This window comes from Kitasatospora sp. NPDC058965, from assembly GCF_042741245.1.
Taxonomy (GTDB): domain Bacteria; phylum Actinomycetota; class Actinomycetes; order Streptomycetales; family Streptomycetaceae; genus Kitasatospora.
Map to the genome: position 1 here is coordinate 1 of NZ_JBHYKG010000085.1, position 15,627 is coordinate 15,627.

Genomic DNA, 15,627 nt, shown 5'->3' on the forward strand with positions numbered 1-15,627 from the left:
CCTCGTACTGGGTCGTACTTGGGCTTTCGTCCGGTGCGGCGAGAGTGCGTGCCGGGGGTCGCGACGGGGCGAAGGTTGCCTGACGCGGCACTAGGCTCTGCAGCATGGCCAAGGACGACGACCGCTCGACCCCGCCCCCGCTGCCCGCGCCGCTGGCGGTGCCGGTGGCCGATTCGCACACCCACCTGGACATGCAGTCCGGCACCCCGGCCGAGGCACTCGCCAAGGCCGCCTCGGTGGGCGTGACCACGGTGGTCCAGGTCGGCTGCGACCTGCCGGGCTCGCGCTGGGCCGCCGAGCTGGCCGCCGAGTTCGAGCAGGTGCACGCCGCGGTCGCGCTGCACCCCAACGAGGCGCCGCGGATCGTGCTCGGCGACCCGGACGGCTGGAGCGGTCAGCGCCGCGGACCCGGCGGTTCGGCCGCGCTCGACGAGGCGCTCGCCGAGATCGACCGGCTGGCCGCGCTGCCGCAGGTCCGTGCGGTCGGCGAGACCGGCCTGGACTACTTCCGCACCGGGCCCGAGGGCGTGGAGATCCAGCAGGAGTCGTTCCGCCGGCACATCGAGATCGCCAAGCGGCACGGCAAGGCCCTGGTGATCCACGACCGGGACGCCCACCAGGAGGTGATCGACGTGCTGCTGGCCGAGGGCGCCCCCGAGCGGACCGTCTTCCACTGCTACTCGGGCGACGCCGAGATGGCCAAGCTCTGCGCGGAGCACGGCTGGTACCTCTCGTTCGCCGGCCCGGTCACCTTCAAGGCCAACCAGCCGCTGCGCGACGCCCTCGCCGTCACCCCACTGGACCGGATCCTGGTGGAGACCGACGCCCCCTTCCTCACCCCGCACCCCTACCGCGGCCGGCCCAACGCGCCGTACCTGATCCCGGTCACCGTCCGCTCGATGGCCGCCACCCTGGGGACCGGCGAGGACGAGCTGGCGGCGGCGATCGCGGCGAACACCGCACGGGCCTTCGACTACTGAGCGGCGTCCCGGGCCACCCGGCCGCATATCCTTAGCCGGTGAGCACCACCGACCCCACCTCTGACAAGCACCTGCTGGGCGCCGCCGACATCCGGGAACTGGCCGCCGCCTTCGGGGTCCGCCCGACCAAGCAGCGCGGGCAGAACTTCGTGATCGACGCCAACACGGTGCGCCGGATCGTCCGCGCGGCCGGGGTGACCCCCGAGGACGCGGTGGTGGAGGTGGGCCCCGGCCTGGGCTCGCTCACCCTCGCGCTGCTGGAGGTGGCCGCGCACGTCACCGCGGTGGAGATCGACCCGCTGCTGGCCCAGCACCTGCCCAGCACCGTCGCGGGCCGGATGCCGGACGCGGCGGGCCGGTTCGACCTGGTGCTCAGCGACGCGATGGAGGTCACCGAGCTGCCCGGGCCGGCGCCCACCGCGCTGGTGGCCAACCTGCCGTACAACGTCGCCGTGCCGGTGCTGCTGCACATGCTGGCCACCTTCCCCAGCATCGAGCGCACCCTGGTCATGGTGCAGTCCGAGGTCGCCGACCGGCTGGCGGCGAAGCCGGGCAACAAGGTCTACGGGGTGCCGTCGGTCAAGGCCAACTGGTACGCCGACGTGAAGCGGTCCGGGGCGATCGGGCGCAACGTCTTCTGGCCGGCACCGAACGTGGACTCGGGCCTGGTCTCGCTGATCCGCCGTCAGCCGCCGGTCACCACCGCCTCGCGGACCGAGGTCTTCGCCGTGGTGGACGCCGCCTTCGCCCAGCGCCGCAAGACGCTGCGGGCCGCCCTGGCGGGCTGGGCCGGCTCGCCGGCCGCCGCCGAGCAGGCGATCGCCGCGGCCGGGATCGACCACACGCTGCGCGGCGAGATGCTGACGGTCGAACAGTTCGCGGCCATCGCCGAGCACAAGCCCGCACCCCAGCAGTAGACCGCCCAGCGGCAGCCCGCCGGGCGACAGCCCTCCGCCGAGCACGAGTCGAAGGATTCCGAGCAGTGATCACCGTCCGGGTGCCCGCCAAGGTCAACGTCCAGCTGGGGGTCGGCGGCCTGCGCGCCGACGGCTTCCACGACCTCGCCAACGTCTTCTTCGCGGTCGCGCTCGGCGACCGGGTCACGGCCACCGCCGCCGCGCCCGGCGCGGGCGTCACGCTCACCTGCGCCGGGCCGGACGCCGACCAGGTGCCGCTGGACGAGAGCAACCTGGCCGCCCGCGCGGCCCGGCTGCTCGCCGCGCACCACGGGGTGGCGGCCGACGTGCACCTGCACATCGACAAGTCGATCCCGGTGGCCGGCGGGATGGCCGGCGGCAGTGCGGACGGCGCGGCCGCGCTGGTGGCCTGCGACGCGCTCTGGGACCTGGCGACCCCGCAGGCGGTGCTGCTCGACCTCGCCGCCGAGCTCGGCTCCGACGTGCCGTTCGCCCTGCTGGGCGGGGTGGCGCTGGGCCGCGGCCGGGGCGAGCTGCTGGAGGAGCTGCCGGTGGCCGGCAGCTTCCACTGGGTCTTCGCGGTGGCCGAGGGCGGCCTCTCCACCCCGGCGGTCTTCCGGGAGTGCGACCGGCTGCGCGAGGAGGCCGGCACCGGCAGCGGCGTCGACCGGGTGCCCACCCCGGACCCGTCCGCCGCGCTGCTGGCCGCGCTGGCCGGCGGCGACCCCGTCGCGCTGGCCGCCGCCGTCGGCAACGACCTGCAGGCCGCCGCGCTCTCGCTGCGCCCGGCGCTGGCCGACTGCCTGGACGCGGGCCTGGCCGCCGGCGCGCTGGCCGCGCTGGTCTCCGGCTCCGGGCCGACCTGCGCCTTCCTGGCCAAGGACGCGGCCGGCGCCGAGGCCGTCGCGGCCGCGCTGACCGCCTCCGGCACCTGCCGCGCCGCGCACGCCACCCACGGCCCGGTCCCGGGCGCCCGGGTGATCGCCGGGGCCGCGCCCGGCGCCGACTAGGCTGGAAGCTCACCTACGTCCGACCTCAGGAGCGCTGCGCACGTGGCCGTCAATCTCGCCACCATCGAGTCCGTCACGAAGGTCTACGGCACCCGGGCCCTTCTGGACGGGGTCAGCCTCGGCGTCAGCGAGGGCGACCGGATCGGTGTGGTCGGCCGCAACGGCGACGGCAAGACCACCCTGATCCGGATGCTCGCCAAGCTGGAGGAACCGGACACCGGGCGGATCACGCACTCCGGCGGCCTGCGGATGGCCGTGCTCACCCAGCACGACTCGCTCGACCCGAAGGCCACCATCCGGCACGAGGTGATCGCCGACCGGGCCGACCACGAGTGGCTGGGCGACGCCCGGATCCGCGACATCATCCAGGGCCTGTTCGGCGGCCTGGACCTGCCCGGCTTCACCGACGGCCTGGACACCGTGATCGGCCCGCTCTCCGGTGGCGAGCGCCGCCGGATCGCGCTGGCCAAGCTGCTGCTCGGCGAGCCGGACCTGATCGTGCTGGACGAGCCCACCAACCACCTGGACGTGGAGGGCATCGCCTGGCTGGCCCAGCACCTGCAGAACCGGCGCTCGGCGCTGGTCTGCGTGACCCACGACCGGTGGTTCCTGGACCAGGTCTGCACCCGGATGTGGGACGTGCAGCGCGGCGAGGTGCGCGAGTACGAGGGCGGCTACTCCGACTACGTGTTCGCCCGCGCCGAGCGCTCCCGGATCGAGGCCACCGAGGAGCAGAAGCGGCAGAACCTGGCCCGCAAGGAGCTGGCCTGGCTGCGCCGCGGCGCCCCCGCCCGCACCTCCAAGCCGCGCTACCGGATCGAGGCGGCCAACGCGCTGATCGCCGACGTGCCGGAGCCGCGCGACAAGAGCGAGCTGATGAAGTTCGCCAACGCCCGCCTGGGCCGCACCGTGTTCGAGCTGGAGAACGTCACGGTCACGGCCGGCCCCAAGGAGCTGCTGCACGGGCTGACCTGGAACCTCGGCCCCGGCGACCGGATCGGCCTGCTCGGCGTCAACGGCGCCGGCAAGACCTCGCTGCTGCGCGCGATGCAGGCCGCGTACGCCTCGCAGGGCGACGTGCAGCCGGCCTCCGGCGTGGTCAAGGTCGGCAAGACGGTCCGGCTGGCCTACCTCTCCCAGGAGATCGCCGAGCTGGAGCCGACCACCCGGGTGCTGCAGGCGGTGGAGCAGGTGCGCGGCCGGGTGGACCTGGGCAAGGGCCGCGAGATGTCGGCCGGTCAGCTCTGCGAGCAGTTCGGCTTCGGCAAGGACAAGCAGTGGACCCCGGTGGGCGACCTCTCCGGTGGTGAGCGGCGCCGGCTGCAGCTGCTCCGGCTGCTGATGGACGAGCCCAACGTGCTCTTCCTGGACGAGCCCACCAACGACCTGGACATCGAGACGCTCAACCAGCTGGAGGACCTGCTCGACGGCTGGCCCGGCTCGATGGTCGTGATCAGCCACGACCGGTTCTTCATCGAGCGGACCACGGACGTGGCGTACGCCCTGCTGGGCGACAAGCGGATGCGGATGCTGCCCGGCGGCGTGGACGAGTACCTGGAGCGTCGTGCGGCGATGGCGGCAGCCGCGGCCCCGACCCCCGCGCCGGCCGTGGCCGCGGCGGCGGGCGCGCCCGCCAAGTCGGCCGGCGACAGCCGTGCGGCCAAGAAGGAACTCGCCAAGCTGGAGCGGCAGATCGCCAAGCTGGAGCAGCAGGAGGGCAAGCTGCACGAGCAGCTCGCCGAGCACGCGGCCGACTTCGGGAAGGTCGCCGAGCTCGACGGCCAGCTCCGCAAGGTGCAGGCGGAGAAGGAGGAGCTGGAGATGAGCTGGCTGGAGCTGGCCGACTCCTGACGGCCCCCTCGGTCGCCTCGATCGCCTCAGGCCAGTAGCTGTTCGAGTTCGCCCGCGGCCTGGGTGAGCGCGCTGCGGTCCGGGTCGTGCGGGCCCGGCGGGCGGCTGGTGCGGCCGGTGGGCGGGCGGTGGGCGCGGGCCGCGGCGGCCAACCGGTCCAGGGCGGCGAGCACCCGCTCCACCTCGGCCGGGTCGCTGGTCCGCCCGCCGTAGCGCAGCTGGGCCGTGTACGCCGCCACCGCACCGGTCAGCCGCTCCAGCGCCGCCGTCGCCGGCAGCCAGGCCGCCGCCCGCCGCGCGGCCGGCGGCGGCTCGGTCAGCCCCTGGCGCACCTCCTGGCGCGCCTCGGCCAGCGCCCGGTAGGTGGTCCGGCGCAGCCAGACCTGGGCCTGGTCCCGGCTGCTGGTGGCGCTCATCAGGTAGGCGCGCAGGCTGTCCGCGGCCACCACCAGCCGCGGCTCGATCCGGTGCGGCGCCCGCTCGGGCCAGAGCAGGTAGCCGAAGACCAGCACCACGGCACTGGCCAGCGCGGTGTCCAGCACCCGCGGCCAGGCCTCGGCCACCCCGCTCTGCCCGCCCAACTGCACCAGTACCAGCGCCATCGGCGTGATCACCGCCGCGTTCAGCCCGTAGTGCGCCGCCGTCGTGTAGGGCAGCAGGGCCACGCAGAGGGCCGCCACCACCGCCAGCGTCCACCGCTGGGTGGTGAGCGAGAGCAGCACGGCCGTCACCGCCACCCCCAGCACCGTCCCCACCGAACGGCTGACGGCCCGCAGGAAGACCGAGCCCAGGTCGGGCTTGAGCACGAAGGCCACCGTCATCGGCACCCAGTAGCCGCGCTCCAGCGGCAGCCCCGCGCAGAGCACCCCGCTGACCGCGATGCACAGCGCCACCCGGGCCCCGTACCGCAGCGACCCCCGCGAGAGCAGCCGCACCCGCAGCCGCCACGGGTCCGGCGGCGGCACCGGGGCGGTGCGCACCAGCCGCGCCGGGTCCGCCGGGCGGCCCGCCACCGCGTCGGCCGCGGTGCGCAACGCCTCGTCGAGCGCGCGCTGGGCCGGGGTGGCCGGGGACCAGTCCGGCAGCTCCGCCGCATCGGTGCCGCCGGCCAGCCGGCGGGCGAGCAGCCCCGGCACCGCGACCACGTCGGGCGGCACCGCCCGCCAGGCCCAGAGCAGCCCGCTGGCCGCCTCGGTGGCCGCCAGCGCCGCCTCGTAGGCCCGGCGCAGCTCGGCGGGCTCGTCGCCGGTCAGCAGGTCCTGGAACTGGTTCAGCCGCGCCGTCAGGGCCTGGCGGGCGGTGGCGCCCTGCGGCGTGCCGAGCCGCGCCAGCACGTCGCCGAGCGCCTGGTACACCGTCACCAGGGCGCGCTGCCGCGGGTCCTGCCCCGGGCGCACCCGGTAGCGCAGCCCGAGCAGCAGCACCGGCACCGCCCCCACCAGCAGCATCGCGGCCGCGGCCCACCAGGGCCGGGCGGGCGCCATCCCACTGCCCAGGGTGGCCGAGACCAGCAGCAGCATGCCGGCCGCCGAACCGCGCGGACCGGTGGCGCTCACCGCGCCCGAGGCGAAGCCGACCAGGGTGAGCACCACCCAGACCAGCGGCGTGCCCCACCGCGCCTGCTCGTGCGCCAGCCCCGCGCCCACCAGCATGCCCAGCGCCGAGGCGCCCAGCGCACCGCCGATCCGGCGCAGCCGCAACCGGGCCGGCTCGGTCCGGTCGTTGAGGGTGGCGTGCATCGCGCCCAGGCCCGCGTACACCCCGAGCACCAGGTGACCGCCGATCAGCCCCGCGAGCAGCGGCACCGCCATGCCCACGGCCGCCCGGACCGCCGGCGCCCAGGCCGGCACCGGTCGCGCCGGCCGCGCCGCGCGGGCCCACCAGGGTTCGTACTGCCGGGGGATCGCGCCGCTGGTCACGTCGGTCAACGCTGTCACACCCGGGCCGCCTTCCTGCTCGTGCCTGCCTCGATCCTCGCGCTGCGCTGTTTCGCCGGATCGTCCCGCGCGTGACAACTCCGTACCGATGCGGCCCCTTCCCCCCAAGGGGCCTGCCGCCCCGTCGGGGGCGCTGGCTAGGATGTGAGGCTGGCAACTGCGGTTCGCTGAATGCCTGGTGGCCGCTGAGGGACGAAGTGTTGCGGCACGGCGGCGGCGAGGCCGTCGTGCACGGGGGAGGTGGACCATGGTGATCCGGATCGATCCGGGCGACGGCCCGGGGGAGAGCCCCGCGTACTGGGCCAATCTGGCGAAGAACAACGGTCAGGCGCTGTCGGTCGAGGTCGACACGCTGACCAGCTTCAAGACCCGGGTGGACGGGATCCTCAAGTCCCTCGGTGGCACGGGCACGGGGCTGGACCAGAAGACGATGGCCGCCCAGGCTCTGGACCAGGGCCACGTGGGCTCCGGTTTCGGCGAGGCGACGGAACTGCTCGGTGCCTACGACGTGGTGCACCAGAACCTGCAGACGCTCTCGCAGACCCTGGCGAACCAGATCGAGGCGATGAGCATCGCGCTCAACGTCAACATCAGCGGCTACCAGAACGTGGACGACTCGCAGCGGGTGGCGCTGTGGCGGATCCACCAGCAGACCGACGTGCAGTACAACTCCGGGGTCACCCCGGAGGGGATCGTGGCGGGCGCGAACACGAGCGGGTCCAGCACGACGACGGGCGGCCAGACCACGACCGGTGGCGGTACTACGGACGGCAACCTCTCATGACGACCGCACAGTTCCACCGGGCGTCTGACTTCGAGACCGGGAGGGCAGCCTGATGCCACGGCCACAGACCGACGACCTGTACTCGTACTTCGACGGCATGAGTCACCAGCAGCTGCTGGACATGGTCAAGAACGCCCAGCCCAGCGTCCTCTCGGACCGGAGCTCGGCGCTGACCAAGGCGGCCACCGACCTGGCCGACATCAGTGGCCAGCTCTCGGCCCACAGCCAGCACCTGGAGTGGACCGGCCCTGCCGCCGACAGCTTCCGCGACTGGGTCACCAAGGTCGCCGACGCGACCACGCAGCTGAGCGGCTACGCCACCACGGCCTCCAGCCAGATCGAGGCCGCCGGCACCGCGCTCGGCACCGCCAAGGCGATGCCCGGCCTGCCGACCGACCAGCTCGCCACCGTGCAGACCCGCACGGACCAGATGAAGTGGGCCACCCCGGACGTGGACGCCCAGCGCTCCTCCGTGGACCGCTACTGGGTCACGGCGAGCCAGGCCACCGCGGCGCAGGCGCAGATCGACCAGGACCACCAGGCGGCGGTGAGCCACATGGTGTCGCTGGCCCAGGCGTACCAGCAGTCGACGACGGTGATGCAGCAGCAGACGCCGCCGCTGTTCCCGCCGAGCCCGACGGCCGTCATGGGGCCGCAGCCGAAGGACGTCGGTGGTCTGGAGGGCGTCAACTACGGCGGAACTGGCACCTCCACCGGCGGCGGCAGGACCACCACGATCCGCAAGGTCTCGACCCCGCCTCCTACGATGACGCCGAGGCCGGTGCAGCCGACGCCGGTGAGCCCGCCGGGCATGCACCCCACGCCTCCGATCGAGTGGGAGCCCGGCCCGGTGAAGCCGACGCCCACACCGGGCCCGGTGCAGCCGCCCAGCACGGGCATCGACCACGCTCCGCCCACCAGCACGCCCACGCTGCCCGCGCCGACCGGGCCGAATCCGACCGGACCTGACGGACCGACCACCTACGGCGGTGGCCCGGGCGGGATTCCCGGCGGCTACCCCGGGGGCAGCCCGGTGTACGGCGGTGGCTCCGGGAAGGGTGACTTCCCGGGCATCACGGGTGGTGGCACTCGCGTGCCGGGCGGTCGCGTGATCGGCGGTGGGAACAACCCCGAGGAGGGGATCACCGGCGGGGCGATCAAGCCCGGCGGAACGTCGGCCAAGAGCCCGTTCGGCGGCGGCCAGGTGATCGGCGGCGAGGAAGAGCTGCCGGGCGGCGGCCGCGGCGGCATGGGTGGCATGGGCGGCGGCATGGGCGGCATGCACGGCGGCGGCCGCGCCGGTGGCATCGGCCGCGGGCGCGGGTTGACCTCCACTCCTGGTGGTGTGGTCGGCGGGCGCCGCAGCGGCGAGAGCGCCGAGGGGGAATTCACCCCCGGCGGGACCGGTCTGCGCCGTGCCGGTGGCGAGGCCCGCGCCGTGGGCGAGGGAGAGCCCGGGTACATGCCCGGTGGCGGGGTCGGCACCGCGAGCAAGCGCAAGGACCGCCGGAACCGTGCCGACTACCTCGTCGAGGACGAGGAGACCTGGATCGATGGCACCCCGGAGAGCAACCCGGACGTGATTGAGTAGGGACGGACTCACTGCCCGGTCACTGGGGAGGACTCGGTGACCGGGCAGACCTGCGCTACGGGGAAGGAAGCGTGCAATGCGGCGGTACGGCACCGGAGTACGGGGGCGGCGGACTGCCGCGTTGGTGGTCATGACCCTGCTTGCGACGGGCGCTTTGGCGACCGGTGCTCAGGCCGCGGACAACCCACGCAGTGACGAGTGGCATCTGGACGCGCTTCACATGCCGGGTGTCTGGCAGACCAGCACCGGAGCCGGGGTCACCGTCGCGGTGATCGACAGTGGTGTGAAGGCTGATCACCCCGACATCCAGGGACAGTTGCTCCCCGGCAAGGACTTCAGCGGACTCCCCGGCGGTGTGGACACCGACACCGATGGCCACGGTACCGCCATGGTCAGCGCCATCGTCGGGTCCGGGAAGAGCTTCGGAGGCCAAGGCGCGACCGGGCTGGCCCCCGGTGCGAAGGTTCTCCCGATCAAGGTGAACTCGTCGACTGCGGTGTCGTCGGCCGAGACCCTGCACGAGGTCAGCGAAGGCATCACCTACGCCGCCGACAACGGCGCCAAAGTGATCAGCATTTCGCTGGCCATGCGCGACGTCGACCTCCAGCCCTCCGACATCGCTGCCGCCAAGACAGCGGTTGATCACGCCATAGCAAAGGGCGCGGTCATCTTCGCGGGCGCTGGGAACAGCGCCCAGGAGGGCAACCCGAACATGTACCCGGCCGTGCTACCGGGTGTCGCCGCCATCGCTGCGGTCGACAAGACCGGAACGCACACCTCGGAGTCCGAGTACGGTCCGCAGATCGCACTCGCCGCTCCGGGGCTCGACATCTACACCGCCTGCATCGACCCGAGCGGGTACTGCAAGGGCCACGGGACCTCGTTCGCGACAGCCCTCACGTCCGCATCCGCCGCAATCGTCTGGCAGTTGCACCCCGGCTGGACCGGGAACCAGGTACTCCGGGTCCTGATCGAGTCCGCCAACAAGCCGAACGACGGCAGTCAGCACAGCAACTACATCGGGTTCGGCAACGTCAGCCCCAGCAAGGCTGTCCAGTACACCGGCGACCCCGGTCCGGCGGACGTGAACCCGCTGGTCCAGGCCGGTATCGGGATCGCGCCTTCTGGCGCTCCCTCCGCCTCCCCCTCCGGCGCCGTCACCCCGACCCCCGCACCTACCCCCACCGAGCACCGGGCCACCGGTGGCGTGCCCAGCCCCGCCAAGTCCAGCTCCAGCAACCTCCCCCTGATCCTCGGCGGCGCGCTGGTCGGCCTGCTCGTGGTGGTCGGCCTGGTGGTGGTCCTGGTGCGCCGCAACCGGGCGGGCGACCCGCCGGCCCCGGTGCAGCAGGGCTATCCGGTGTCCCCGCAGCAGCAGCCGTACGGGGACCCGCAGCAGCCCGGGGGTCAGGGCACTCCGCCCGCCAACCCGTACCGCCAGCCCTGACCGTCACGCCCGCTCGACGGGCACCTTGAGCTCGCACCACACGGTCTTCCCGATCCCGCCCTCGCGCGGTGCGGCGCCCCAGGCGGTGGCCAACGCGGTGAGCAGCTCCAGGCCGCGCCCCGACTCGTCGTCGGGCGCGGCCTGACGGGGCTTCGGCAGGGTGCGGCTCGCGTCGGACACCGCTACCCGGAGCACCCCGGCCGGTCGGTCCAGGGCCCAACCGGCCTCCAGGTAGCGGTCACGCGGGGCGTGAGCGTGGCGGCAGGCGTTGGTGAGGAGTTCGGAGAGCAGCAGCGCGGCGGTGTCGGTCTCGTCCACCGGGAGGCCCCAGGCGGCCGCGTCCGCGCGGAACGCAGCCCGGGCCTTGCCGACACTGCGGGCGGAGCGCGGCAGGCGAACGGTGGTGGCAAACGGGGCTGCCGGGGGCTGAGTGACCATCAGAGTCCTTGGGGCACAAACCTGAGGGAGCCGGATCTCACTCGCGCGAGCAGCAATCCGGCCATTGCAGCTCCTACCGTGGCGCTGCAGCTCTAGCCTCGGGAGTGGCAGACCGGGTCCAACCGGTTCCTGTACCCGTGGTGTACCCGCGAACCTCCTGGGGGTGCTGTGGTGGGAGCGAACTCGGAACCTCCGGTCGCCTGGCGGTACTGCGGGAACCAGCTCAAACTCTGGCGTGAACGAAGCGGTGTCAGCAGGGAGCAACTGGCCGACGAGTCGAGTTATGACGTCGAGACAGTGAAATCGATGGAGCAGGGCCGACGAAGGCCGAGCCTCAAGGTGCTGACGGCGGCGGAGACGCTGTGTGACGCGCGGGGCATGCTGCTGGCGGCCACGGCGTACCTGAAGCCGGAGCGCTTTCCCAGCCACGCCAAGGAGTTCGTAGCTGTAGAAGAGGCAGCAATCGCACTGCTCTCCTATGCCAGTCTGCTGATCCCCGGACTGCTCCAGACCCCTGCTTATGCCCGGGCACTCATCTCCGACCATTGCCCTCCTCTCGGAGACGACACGGTCAACGAGCGTGTTGCTGCCCGAATCGAGCGCCAAGCAAAGCTGAGTCGCAACCCGCCTGCTCTCTTCGGGTTCGTGATCTACGAGGCAGCGTTGCATGCCAAGGTCGGCGGGCCGGAGGTAATGAAGGGCCAGCTGCGTCACCTGCTTGAAGTCGGCAAACGGCGCAACGTCAGCGTTCAGATCCTGCCAGTTGGTCGTGGAGTCGTTCCGGCGCTGTCCGGCCCCTTCGTTCTGTTGGAAACCCCGGAACATCAGCACTATGCGTACGTGGAGGGCCAGTCCAGCGGTGTCCTGCACGCCGACGCTGAAAGGCTCAGCATCCTGACCCAGCGTCATGGCATGATCCGCATGCAGGCTTTGGGAGTTGAGGAGTCCGCGCAGTTCATCGGTACGTTGGCGGAGGCACTGTGAACACGGAATTGGCATGGTTCAAGTCCAGCTACAGCGATTCCGAGGGCGGCGACTGCGTCGAAGTCGCCCGGTGCCCCACCACCGTCCACGTGCGCGACTCCAAGGACCAGGCCGGCCCGGTGCTCTCCTTCGCCGCTGCTGCCTGGGTGGCGTTCCTCGCCGGTGCACCCGAGCTTCGGGCTTCGGGATCCGAGCGCCCTTTCTGAGGAACGGTGGGTGGTCCTGACCCACCCTCCCACCCATCCGGCCGCTCCAAGGCACCTGCAGACCAGCAAGTATGACTAATTGTCATCGATTGGCCACGCACCGCATTTGCGTGTAGCTTTCGCCGCATAAAGAACAACCCCCGCCGGTGCTACCAACACCGAACGGGGGTCTGACCTACGAATCGAAAGCCGTCGATCCTGTGGCTGACACCCATCCTACCGCCGCCCCCGGGTTCGGTAAGCGTTCCGCCTCCGCCCAGCACCCGTCCGGACCAACGGACTTCGCACACCTGCCCGAGCGCGAGGCGTACCTGGCGGCCTTCATCGACCGCCTCCCGGACGGGGCGGCGATCGACACCAAGACCCTCGCCCGCGAGCAACCCCGGTACGGACAGCAGGCGGTGCGCTCCGCCCTCCGTGCGCTGACCCGTGCCGGGCACCTGCTCCGGGTCCGCGAGACCGTGGGGGAGGGGCTCACCCGCTGGGTGTTCCGCACCTTCTTCTCCCGCACGCCCCGACCGGTCGCCTGGTGGGAACGCTTCCTCGCCGACCGTCGCACCGGCAGCACTCGCGAGGACCCCTCGCCCGTCCCGTCGGCCCGATCCGAGGCCTACCGTGCCCTGGCCTCCCTGGGGTCGGTCGACGCGCGCCTGACCCTCTCCGCCCGTGAATGCGCCGAGTTGGAGCCCCTGGCGGCTGACTGGTTCGCCCGCGGCATCACCGCTCAGCAGTTCCGCACCGTGCTGGCGGCCGGCCTGCCCACCGCGGTCCACAGTCCGGGAGCTTTCACCCGTCGCCGGTTGCTGGACCGTCTGCCACCCGAACCGCAGCGCGGGAAGCGCCGCTCGGAGTGCGCCTCCTGCCGCGCGCCCCTCCCCGCGGGTGCGCCACCCTCACGTCACTGTCCGGGCTGTCCGCCGTTCCCGCCCGCCTCGACCGGCGCCCGTCCCACGGTGATCGCCCGGGCGCGGGCCGTTGCCCGTGAGGCCCGGGAGCGGTCCAGGGGTACCGGCCGGGCCGGGCCGGTGCCCGGCCGGACGGGCTGACGCCACTGGCTGCGGCTCGGCGCTACCGGTCCGTGGTCCGGGTATAGGTCAGCACCAGGGTTCCGTTGTCGAACGCCCGGCTGCCACTGAGGGAGAAGCCCCGCGTGCCGAACCCGGTGCGGAACAGGGGGATCCCGGCGCCGGCCACCATCGGGTACTGCTTGATGATCAACTCGTCGACCTCGTCGGCCAGCTGTCCGGCCAGATCGGCCCCGCCGCAGAGCCAGATGCCCAGCCCCGGCTGCTGCTTGAGCCGGCGGACCACGGTGACCGGGTCCTCGGCGGTGACCTCGACGGCGGGGTCCGGGCTGCTGCCCAGGGACCGGGAGAAGACGAGTTGGCGCAGGTGGGCGTACGGGCTGGTGAGTCCGACGTCCAGGCCCGGCTGGTAGGTGCCGCGGCCCATCAGGACGGTGTCGAAGCGGGTGTTGGGCGCGTCCGCGACGTCGAAGGCGGCGCGCGCCGGGGTGGGCAGCGTCTCGGGGTACTCGCCGATCAGGTGCGGCAGGAAGTCCGGGGTGAGGTACCGCGAGAGGAGGAAGTCGAAGCTGCCGTCGGGGGCGGCGATGTAGCCGTCGACGGTGGCGCCGACGTAGTACGTGAGCTTGCGCATCCAGTTCCTTGCTCTGGGGTGACATGGCTGTGGTGGGCGGGGCTGTCGCTAACCACGACAGGTATAGTACTTCAGGTGTAGTGGTTTGCAAGGCATTCCCCGGCCCGCCCGCCGACCTGACGGAGGATCAACCCCCATGGCCCTGAACCCGGCCCGCCGTGCCGCCCTCACCGACGCCGCCATCGAGGTGCTCGCCCGGGAAGGCGCCCGGGGCCTGACCTTCCGCGCGGTGGACGCGCAGGCGCGGGTCCCGGGCGGCACCGCGTCCAACTACTTCGCCAGCCGCGAGGACCTGCTGCACCAGACGGCCGGCCGCATCCACCACCGCCTCACCCCGGACCCGGCCGCGCTCGCGGACCTGCTGGGCGCCCCGCGGGACCGGGCCCTGGTGACCGCGCTGATGCACGACGTGCTGCGCCGGATCGACCAGGACCGGGCCGGCTACCTGGCGATGCTCGAACTGCGCCTGGAAGCGACCCGCCGCCCGGAGCTGCGGGCGGCCCTCACCGACACGCTCCGGGCGGACCTGGACGCCAACATCGCCTTCCACCTCGGCGAGCGGCTCCCCGGCGACCGCGACGCGGTGGTCCTGCTCTACCTGGGCATGACCGGCCTGATCCTGGACCGCCTCACGCTGCCCGACCTGGTCGACCAGGACGGCCGCCTGGTGGATGCCCTGGTCGACCGCCTGCTCCCGCCCGCCTGAGCGGTTACTGGCCGACCCGGCCGTCGACGCACTCGCGCAGCAGGTCAGCGTGTCCGCAGTGCCGGGCGTACTCCTCGATCTGGTGCACCAGCATGGCCCGGACCGCGATCTGCTCGCGCCCGAGCTTCTCGCCCAGGTCCGCCCGGCCGTCCAGCACGGCGTCGGTCGCGGCCTGCTCGCGCGCCAGGTCGGCGAACGCCCCCTCGACCACGTCCGGTTCGCCCACCGCCCCGTCGAAGTCCGCGTCCCGCTGCCCGTACAGCTTCGGCTCCGGCTCCCCGTCGGTCACCCAGTTCCGCCAGTCCCGCTCCACCGCCGCGAGGTGCCGCACCAGCCCGAGCAGCGACATGGTCGACGGCGGCACCGACCGCCGGGCCAGCTGCTCCGGATTCAGCCCGTCGCACTTCATCCGCAGGGTCAGCCGGTAGTTGGCGAGGTACTCCTGCAGGGTCGCCAACTCCCCCTCCGGGGTGGAGTCGTTGTCGCGCGGATCGGTGTCGGGGTCGGCCCACATGTCGGGGTAGACGGTGGCTTGGGTCCAGCGGGTGGGGAGTTGGGTCATGCTTCGCATGCTTACGCGCCAAGTGGCCCGGTCCGCCACCGGGTTTCCTCCGTGCAGCCTCACCCCGGCGGCAGTACGGGGGCCCGGTCCGCCAGTTGCACCTGGTTGTAGCAGGGGAATCTCCGCACCACGGCCTTCGCCAGTTTCAGAGCGATTCCGGCCAGCGCCTGGCGTACTTCGCCCGGGGAAGCGCTGGCGAGCCCCGCCGAGGTGAAGACGTGGACCTCGATGAACGGATCGGTGTAGGGATGCAAGGCCTTCGTCGACCCCTCGAAGTCGCACTTCAGGTACAACGCAACCGCCGGGTCCCCGCCACTGCCCACCCAACCCGGCGCGTCCGGACCGAAATCCACAGGCGTCACCGTCGTCGCCCCGAACCCCCGCAACTGGGTCGCGCCGTCGTTCTCGCCCTTCGAGTTGATCAGCACTCCCAGCAAGGCCGGCCCCCGGCTGCTCAGCCCGAGGTTGCACTGGCGGTTCGGCCACCCGCCCGGGTAGGAGCCGTCAATCGTGCTCAGCAGGCTCTCGGACACCTTGCCACTCTTGCCGGCAAGC

Annotated in this window: 16 protein-coding genes; 11 read left to right on the forward strand and 5 right to left on the reverse strand. The window is 72.7% G+C overall.

Going from position 1 to position 15,627, the window contains the following annotated elements:
- Nucleotides 1–104: 104 nt before the first annotated feature.
- From ACFW1A_RS16560 to ACFW1A_RS16575, 4 genes are all read left to right on the forward strand, one after another.
- Nucleotides 105–980 (forward strand): TatD family hydrolase, encoded by an 876-nt coding sequence (locus tag ACFW1A_RS16560; RefSeq protein ID WP_380409603.1) that lies wholly within the window; start codon nucleotides 105–107, stop codon nucleotides 978–980.
- A gap of 38 nt (nucleotides 981–1,018) precedes the next feature.
- Nucleotides 1,019–1,897, forward strand: a complete 879-nt coding sequence (gene rsmA, locus ACFW1A_RS16565) for a 16S rRNA (adenine(1518)-N(6)/adenine(1519)-N(6))-dimethyltransferase RsmA (protein WP_380409605.1) — start codon at nucleotides 1,019–1,021, stop codon at nucleotides 1,895–1,897.
- A gap of 65 nt (nucleotides 1,898–1,962) precedes the next feature.
- A complete protein-coding gene (locus tag ACFW1A_RS16570) occupies nucleotides 1,963–2,907 on the forward strand; it encodes a 4-(cytidine 5'-diphospho)-2-C-methyl-D-erythritol kinase (RefSeq protein ID WP_380409607.1) in 945 nt (314 codons plus the stop codon).
- Between the two features lie 42 nt (nucleotides 2,908–2,949).
- Complete coding sequence (locus tag ACFW1A_RS16575) at nucleotides 2,950–4,758, forward strand: ABC-F family ATP-binding cassette domain-containing protein (protein ID WP_380409609.1); 1,809 nt, start codon at nucleotides 2,950–2,952, stop codon at nucleotides 4,756–4,758.
- A gap of 26 nt (nucleotides 4,759–4,784) precedes the next feature.
- On the opposite strand, the gene ACFW1A_RS16580 is transcribed toward ACFW1A_RS16575, so the two are convergent.
- Nucleotides 4,785–6,695 (reverse strand): FUSC family protein, encoded by a 1,911-nt coding sequence (locus ACFW1A_RS16580; RefSeq protein WP_380409611.1) that lies wholly within the window; start codon nucleotides 6,693–6,695, stop codon nucleotides 4,785–4,787.
- Nucleotides 6,696–6,942: 247 nt separating this feature from the next.
- Between ACFW1A_RS16580 and ACFW1A_RS16585 the strand changes: the two genes are divergently transcribed.
- From ACFW1A_RS16585 to ACFW1A_RS16595, 3 genes are all read left to right on the forward strand, one after another.
- A complete protein-coding gene (locus ACFW1A_RS16585) occupies nucleotides 6,943–7,479 on the forward strand; it encodes a hypothetical protein (protein WP_380409613.1) in 537 nt (178 codons plus the stop codon).
- A gap of 52 nt (nucleotides 7,480–7,531) precedes the next feature.
- Entirely contained in the window at nucleotides 7,532–9,070 is a 1,539-nt protein-coding gene (locus ACFW1A_RS16590; protein ID WP_380409615.1) for a hypothetical protein, read from the forward strand.
- Between the two features lie 76 nt (nucleotides 9,071–9,146).
- Nucleotides 9,147–10,517: a S8 family serine peptidase gene (locus ACFW1A_RS16595; RefSeq protein ID WP_380409617.1), complete on the forward strand. Its 1,371-nt coding sequence runs from the start codon at nucleotides 9,147–9,149 to the stop codon at nucleotides 10,515–10,517.
- Between the two features lie 3 nt (nucleotides 10,518–10,520).
- Here the strand turns inward: ACFW1A_RS16595 and ACFW1A_RS16600 are convergent, their stop codons facing one another.
- Entirely contained in the window at nucleotides 10,521–10,955 is a 435-nt protein-coding gene (locus ACFW1A_RS16600) for an ATP-binding protein (RefSeq protein WP_380409619.1), read from the reverse strand.
- 171 nt (nucleotides 10,956–11,126) lie between these two features.
- On the opposite strand from ACFW1A_RS16600, the gene ACFW1A_RS16605 reads away from it, so the two are divergent.
- The 3 genes from ACFW1A_RS16605 (at nucleotide 11,127) to ACFW1A_RS16615 (ending at nucleotide 13,191) form a co-directional block, all read left to right on the forward strand.
- On the forward strand, nucleotides 11,127–11,939 hold the full coding sequence (locus ACFW1A_RS16605; protein ID WP_380409621.1) for a Scr1 family TA system antitoxin-like transcriptional regulator: 813 nt from the start codon (nucleotides 11,127–11,129) through the stop codon (nucleotides 11,937–11,939).
- Complete coding sequence (locus ACFW1A_RS16610) at nucleotides 11,936–12,145, forward strand: DUF397 domain-containing protein (protein WP_380409623.1); 210 nt, start codon at nucleotides 11,936–11,938, stop codon at nucleotides 12,143–12,145. Before ACFW1A_RS16605 ends, ACFW1A_RS16610 begins: the two co-directional genes overlap by 4 nt.
- Nucleotides 12,146–12,345: 200 nt before the next feature.
- Nucleotides 12,346–13,191, forward strand: a complete 846-nt coding sequence (locus ACFW1A_RS16615) for a hypothetical protein (RefSeq protein ID WP_380409625.1) — start codon at nucleotides 12,346–12,348, stop codon at nucleotides 13,189–13,191.
- Nucleotides 13,192–13,213: 22 nt separating this feature from the next.
- Here the strand turns inward: ACFW1A_RS16615 and ACFW1A_RS16620 are convergent, their stop codons facing one another.
- Entirely contained in the window at nucleotides 13,214–13,804 is a 591-nt protein-coding gene (locus ACFW1A_RS16620; RefSeq protein ID WP_380409627.1) for a dihydrofolate reductase family protein, read from the reverse strand.
- Nucleotides 13,805–13,940: 136 nt separating this feature from the next.
- Between ACFW1A_RS16620 and ACFW1A_RS16625 the strand changes: the two genes are divergently transcribed.
- The gene (locus ACFW1A_RS16625) at nucleotides 13,941–14,510 is read left to right on the forward strand and encodes a TetR/AcrR family transcriptional regulator (protein ID WP_380409629.1); all 570 of its coding nucleotides are present in this window, start codon (nucleotides 13,941–13,943) and stop codon (nucleotides 14,508–14,510) included.
- Nucleotides 14,511–14,514: 4 nt separating this feature from the next.
- On the opposite strand, the gene ACFW1A_RS16630 is transcribed toward ACFW1A_RS16625, so the two are convergent.
- Both ACFW1A_RS16630 and ACFW1A_RS16635 read right to left on the reverse strand, forming a co-directional pair.
- Complete coding sequence (locus ACFW1A_RS16630) at nucleotides 14,515–15,072, reverse strand: DinB family protein (RefSeq protein ID WP_380409631.1); 558 nt, start codon at nucleotides 15,070–15,072, stop codon at nucleotides 14,515–14,517.
- A gap of 59 nt (nucleotides 15,073–15,131) precedes the next feature.
- Nucleotides 15,132–15,605, reverse strand: a complete 474-nt coding sequence (locus tag ACFW1A_RS16635) for a hypothetical protein (RefSeq protein WP_380409633.1) — start codon at nucleotides 15,603–15,605, stop codon at nucleotides 15,132–15,134.
- Nucleotides 15,606–15,627 lie beyond the last annotated feature (22 nt).

Bases quoted from the DNA above. Each gene is read 5' to 3' on its own strand.
- ACFW1A_RS16625 (WP_380409629.1), top strand. From the start codon at position 13,941: ATGGCCCTGAACCCGGCCCGCCGTGCCGCCCTCACCGACGCCGCCATC.
- ACFW1A_RS16560 (WP_380409603.1), top strand. From the start codon at position 105: ATGGCCAAGGACGACGACCGCTCGACCCCGCCCCCGCTGCCCGCGCCG.
- ACFW1A_RS16590 (WP_380409615.1), top strand. From the start codon at position 7,532: ATGCCACGGCCACAGACCGACGACCTGTACTCGTACTTCGACGGCATG.
- ACFW1A_RS16600 (WP_380409619.1), bottom strand. From the start codon at position 10,955: ATGGTCACTCAGCCCCCGGCAGCCCCGTTTGCCACCACCGTTCGCCTG.
- ACFW1A_RS16585 (WP_380409613.1), top strand. From the start codon at position 6,943: ATGGTGATCCGGATCGATCCGGGCGACGGCCCGGGGGAGAGCCCCGCG.
- ACFW1A_RS16620 (WP_380409627.1), bottom strand. From the start codon at position 13,804: ATGCGCAAGCTCACGTACTACGTCGGCGCCACCGTCGACGGCTACATC.
- ACFW1A_RS16595 (WP_380409617.1), top strand. From the start codon at position 9,147: ATGCGGCGGTACGGCACCGGAGTACGGGGGCGGCGGACTGCCGCGTTG.
- ACFW1A_RS16630 (WP_380409631.1), bottom strand. From the start codon at position 15,072: ATGACCCAACTCCCCACCCGCTGGACCCAAGCCACCGTCTACCCCGAC.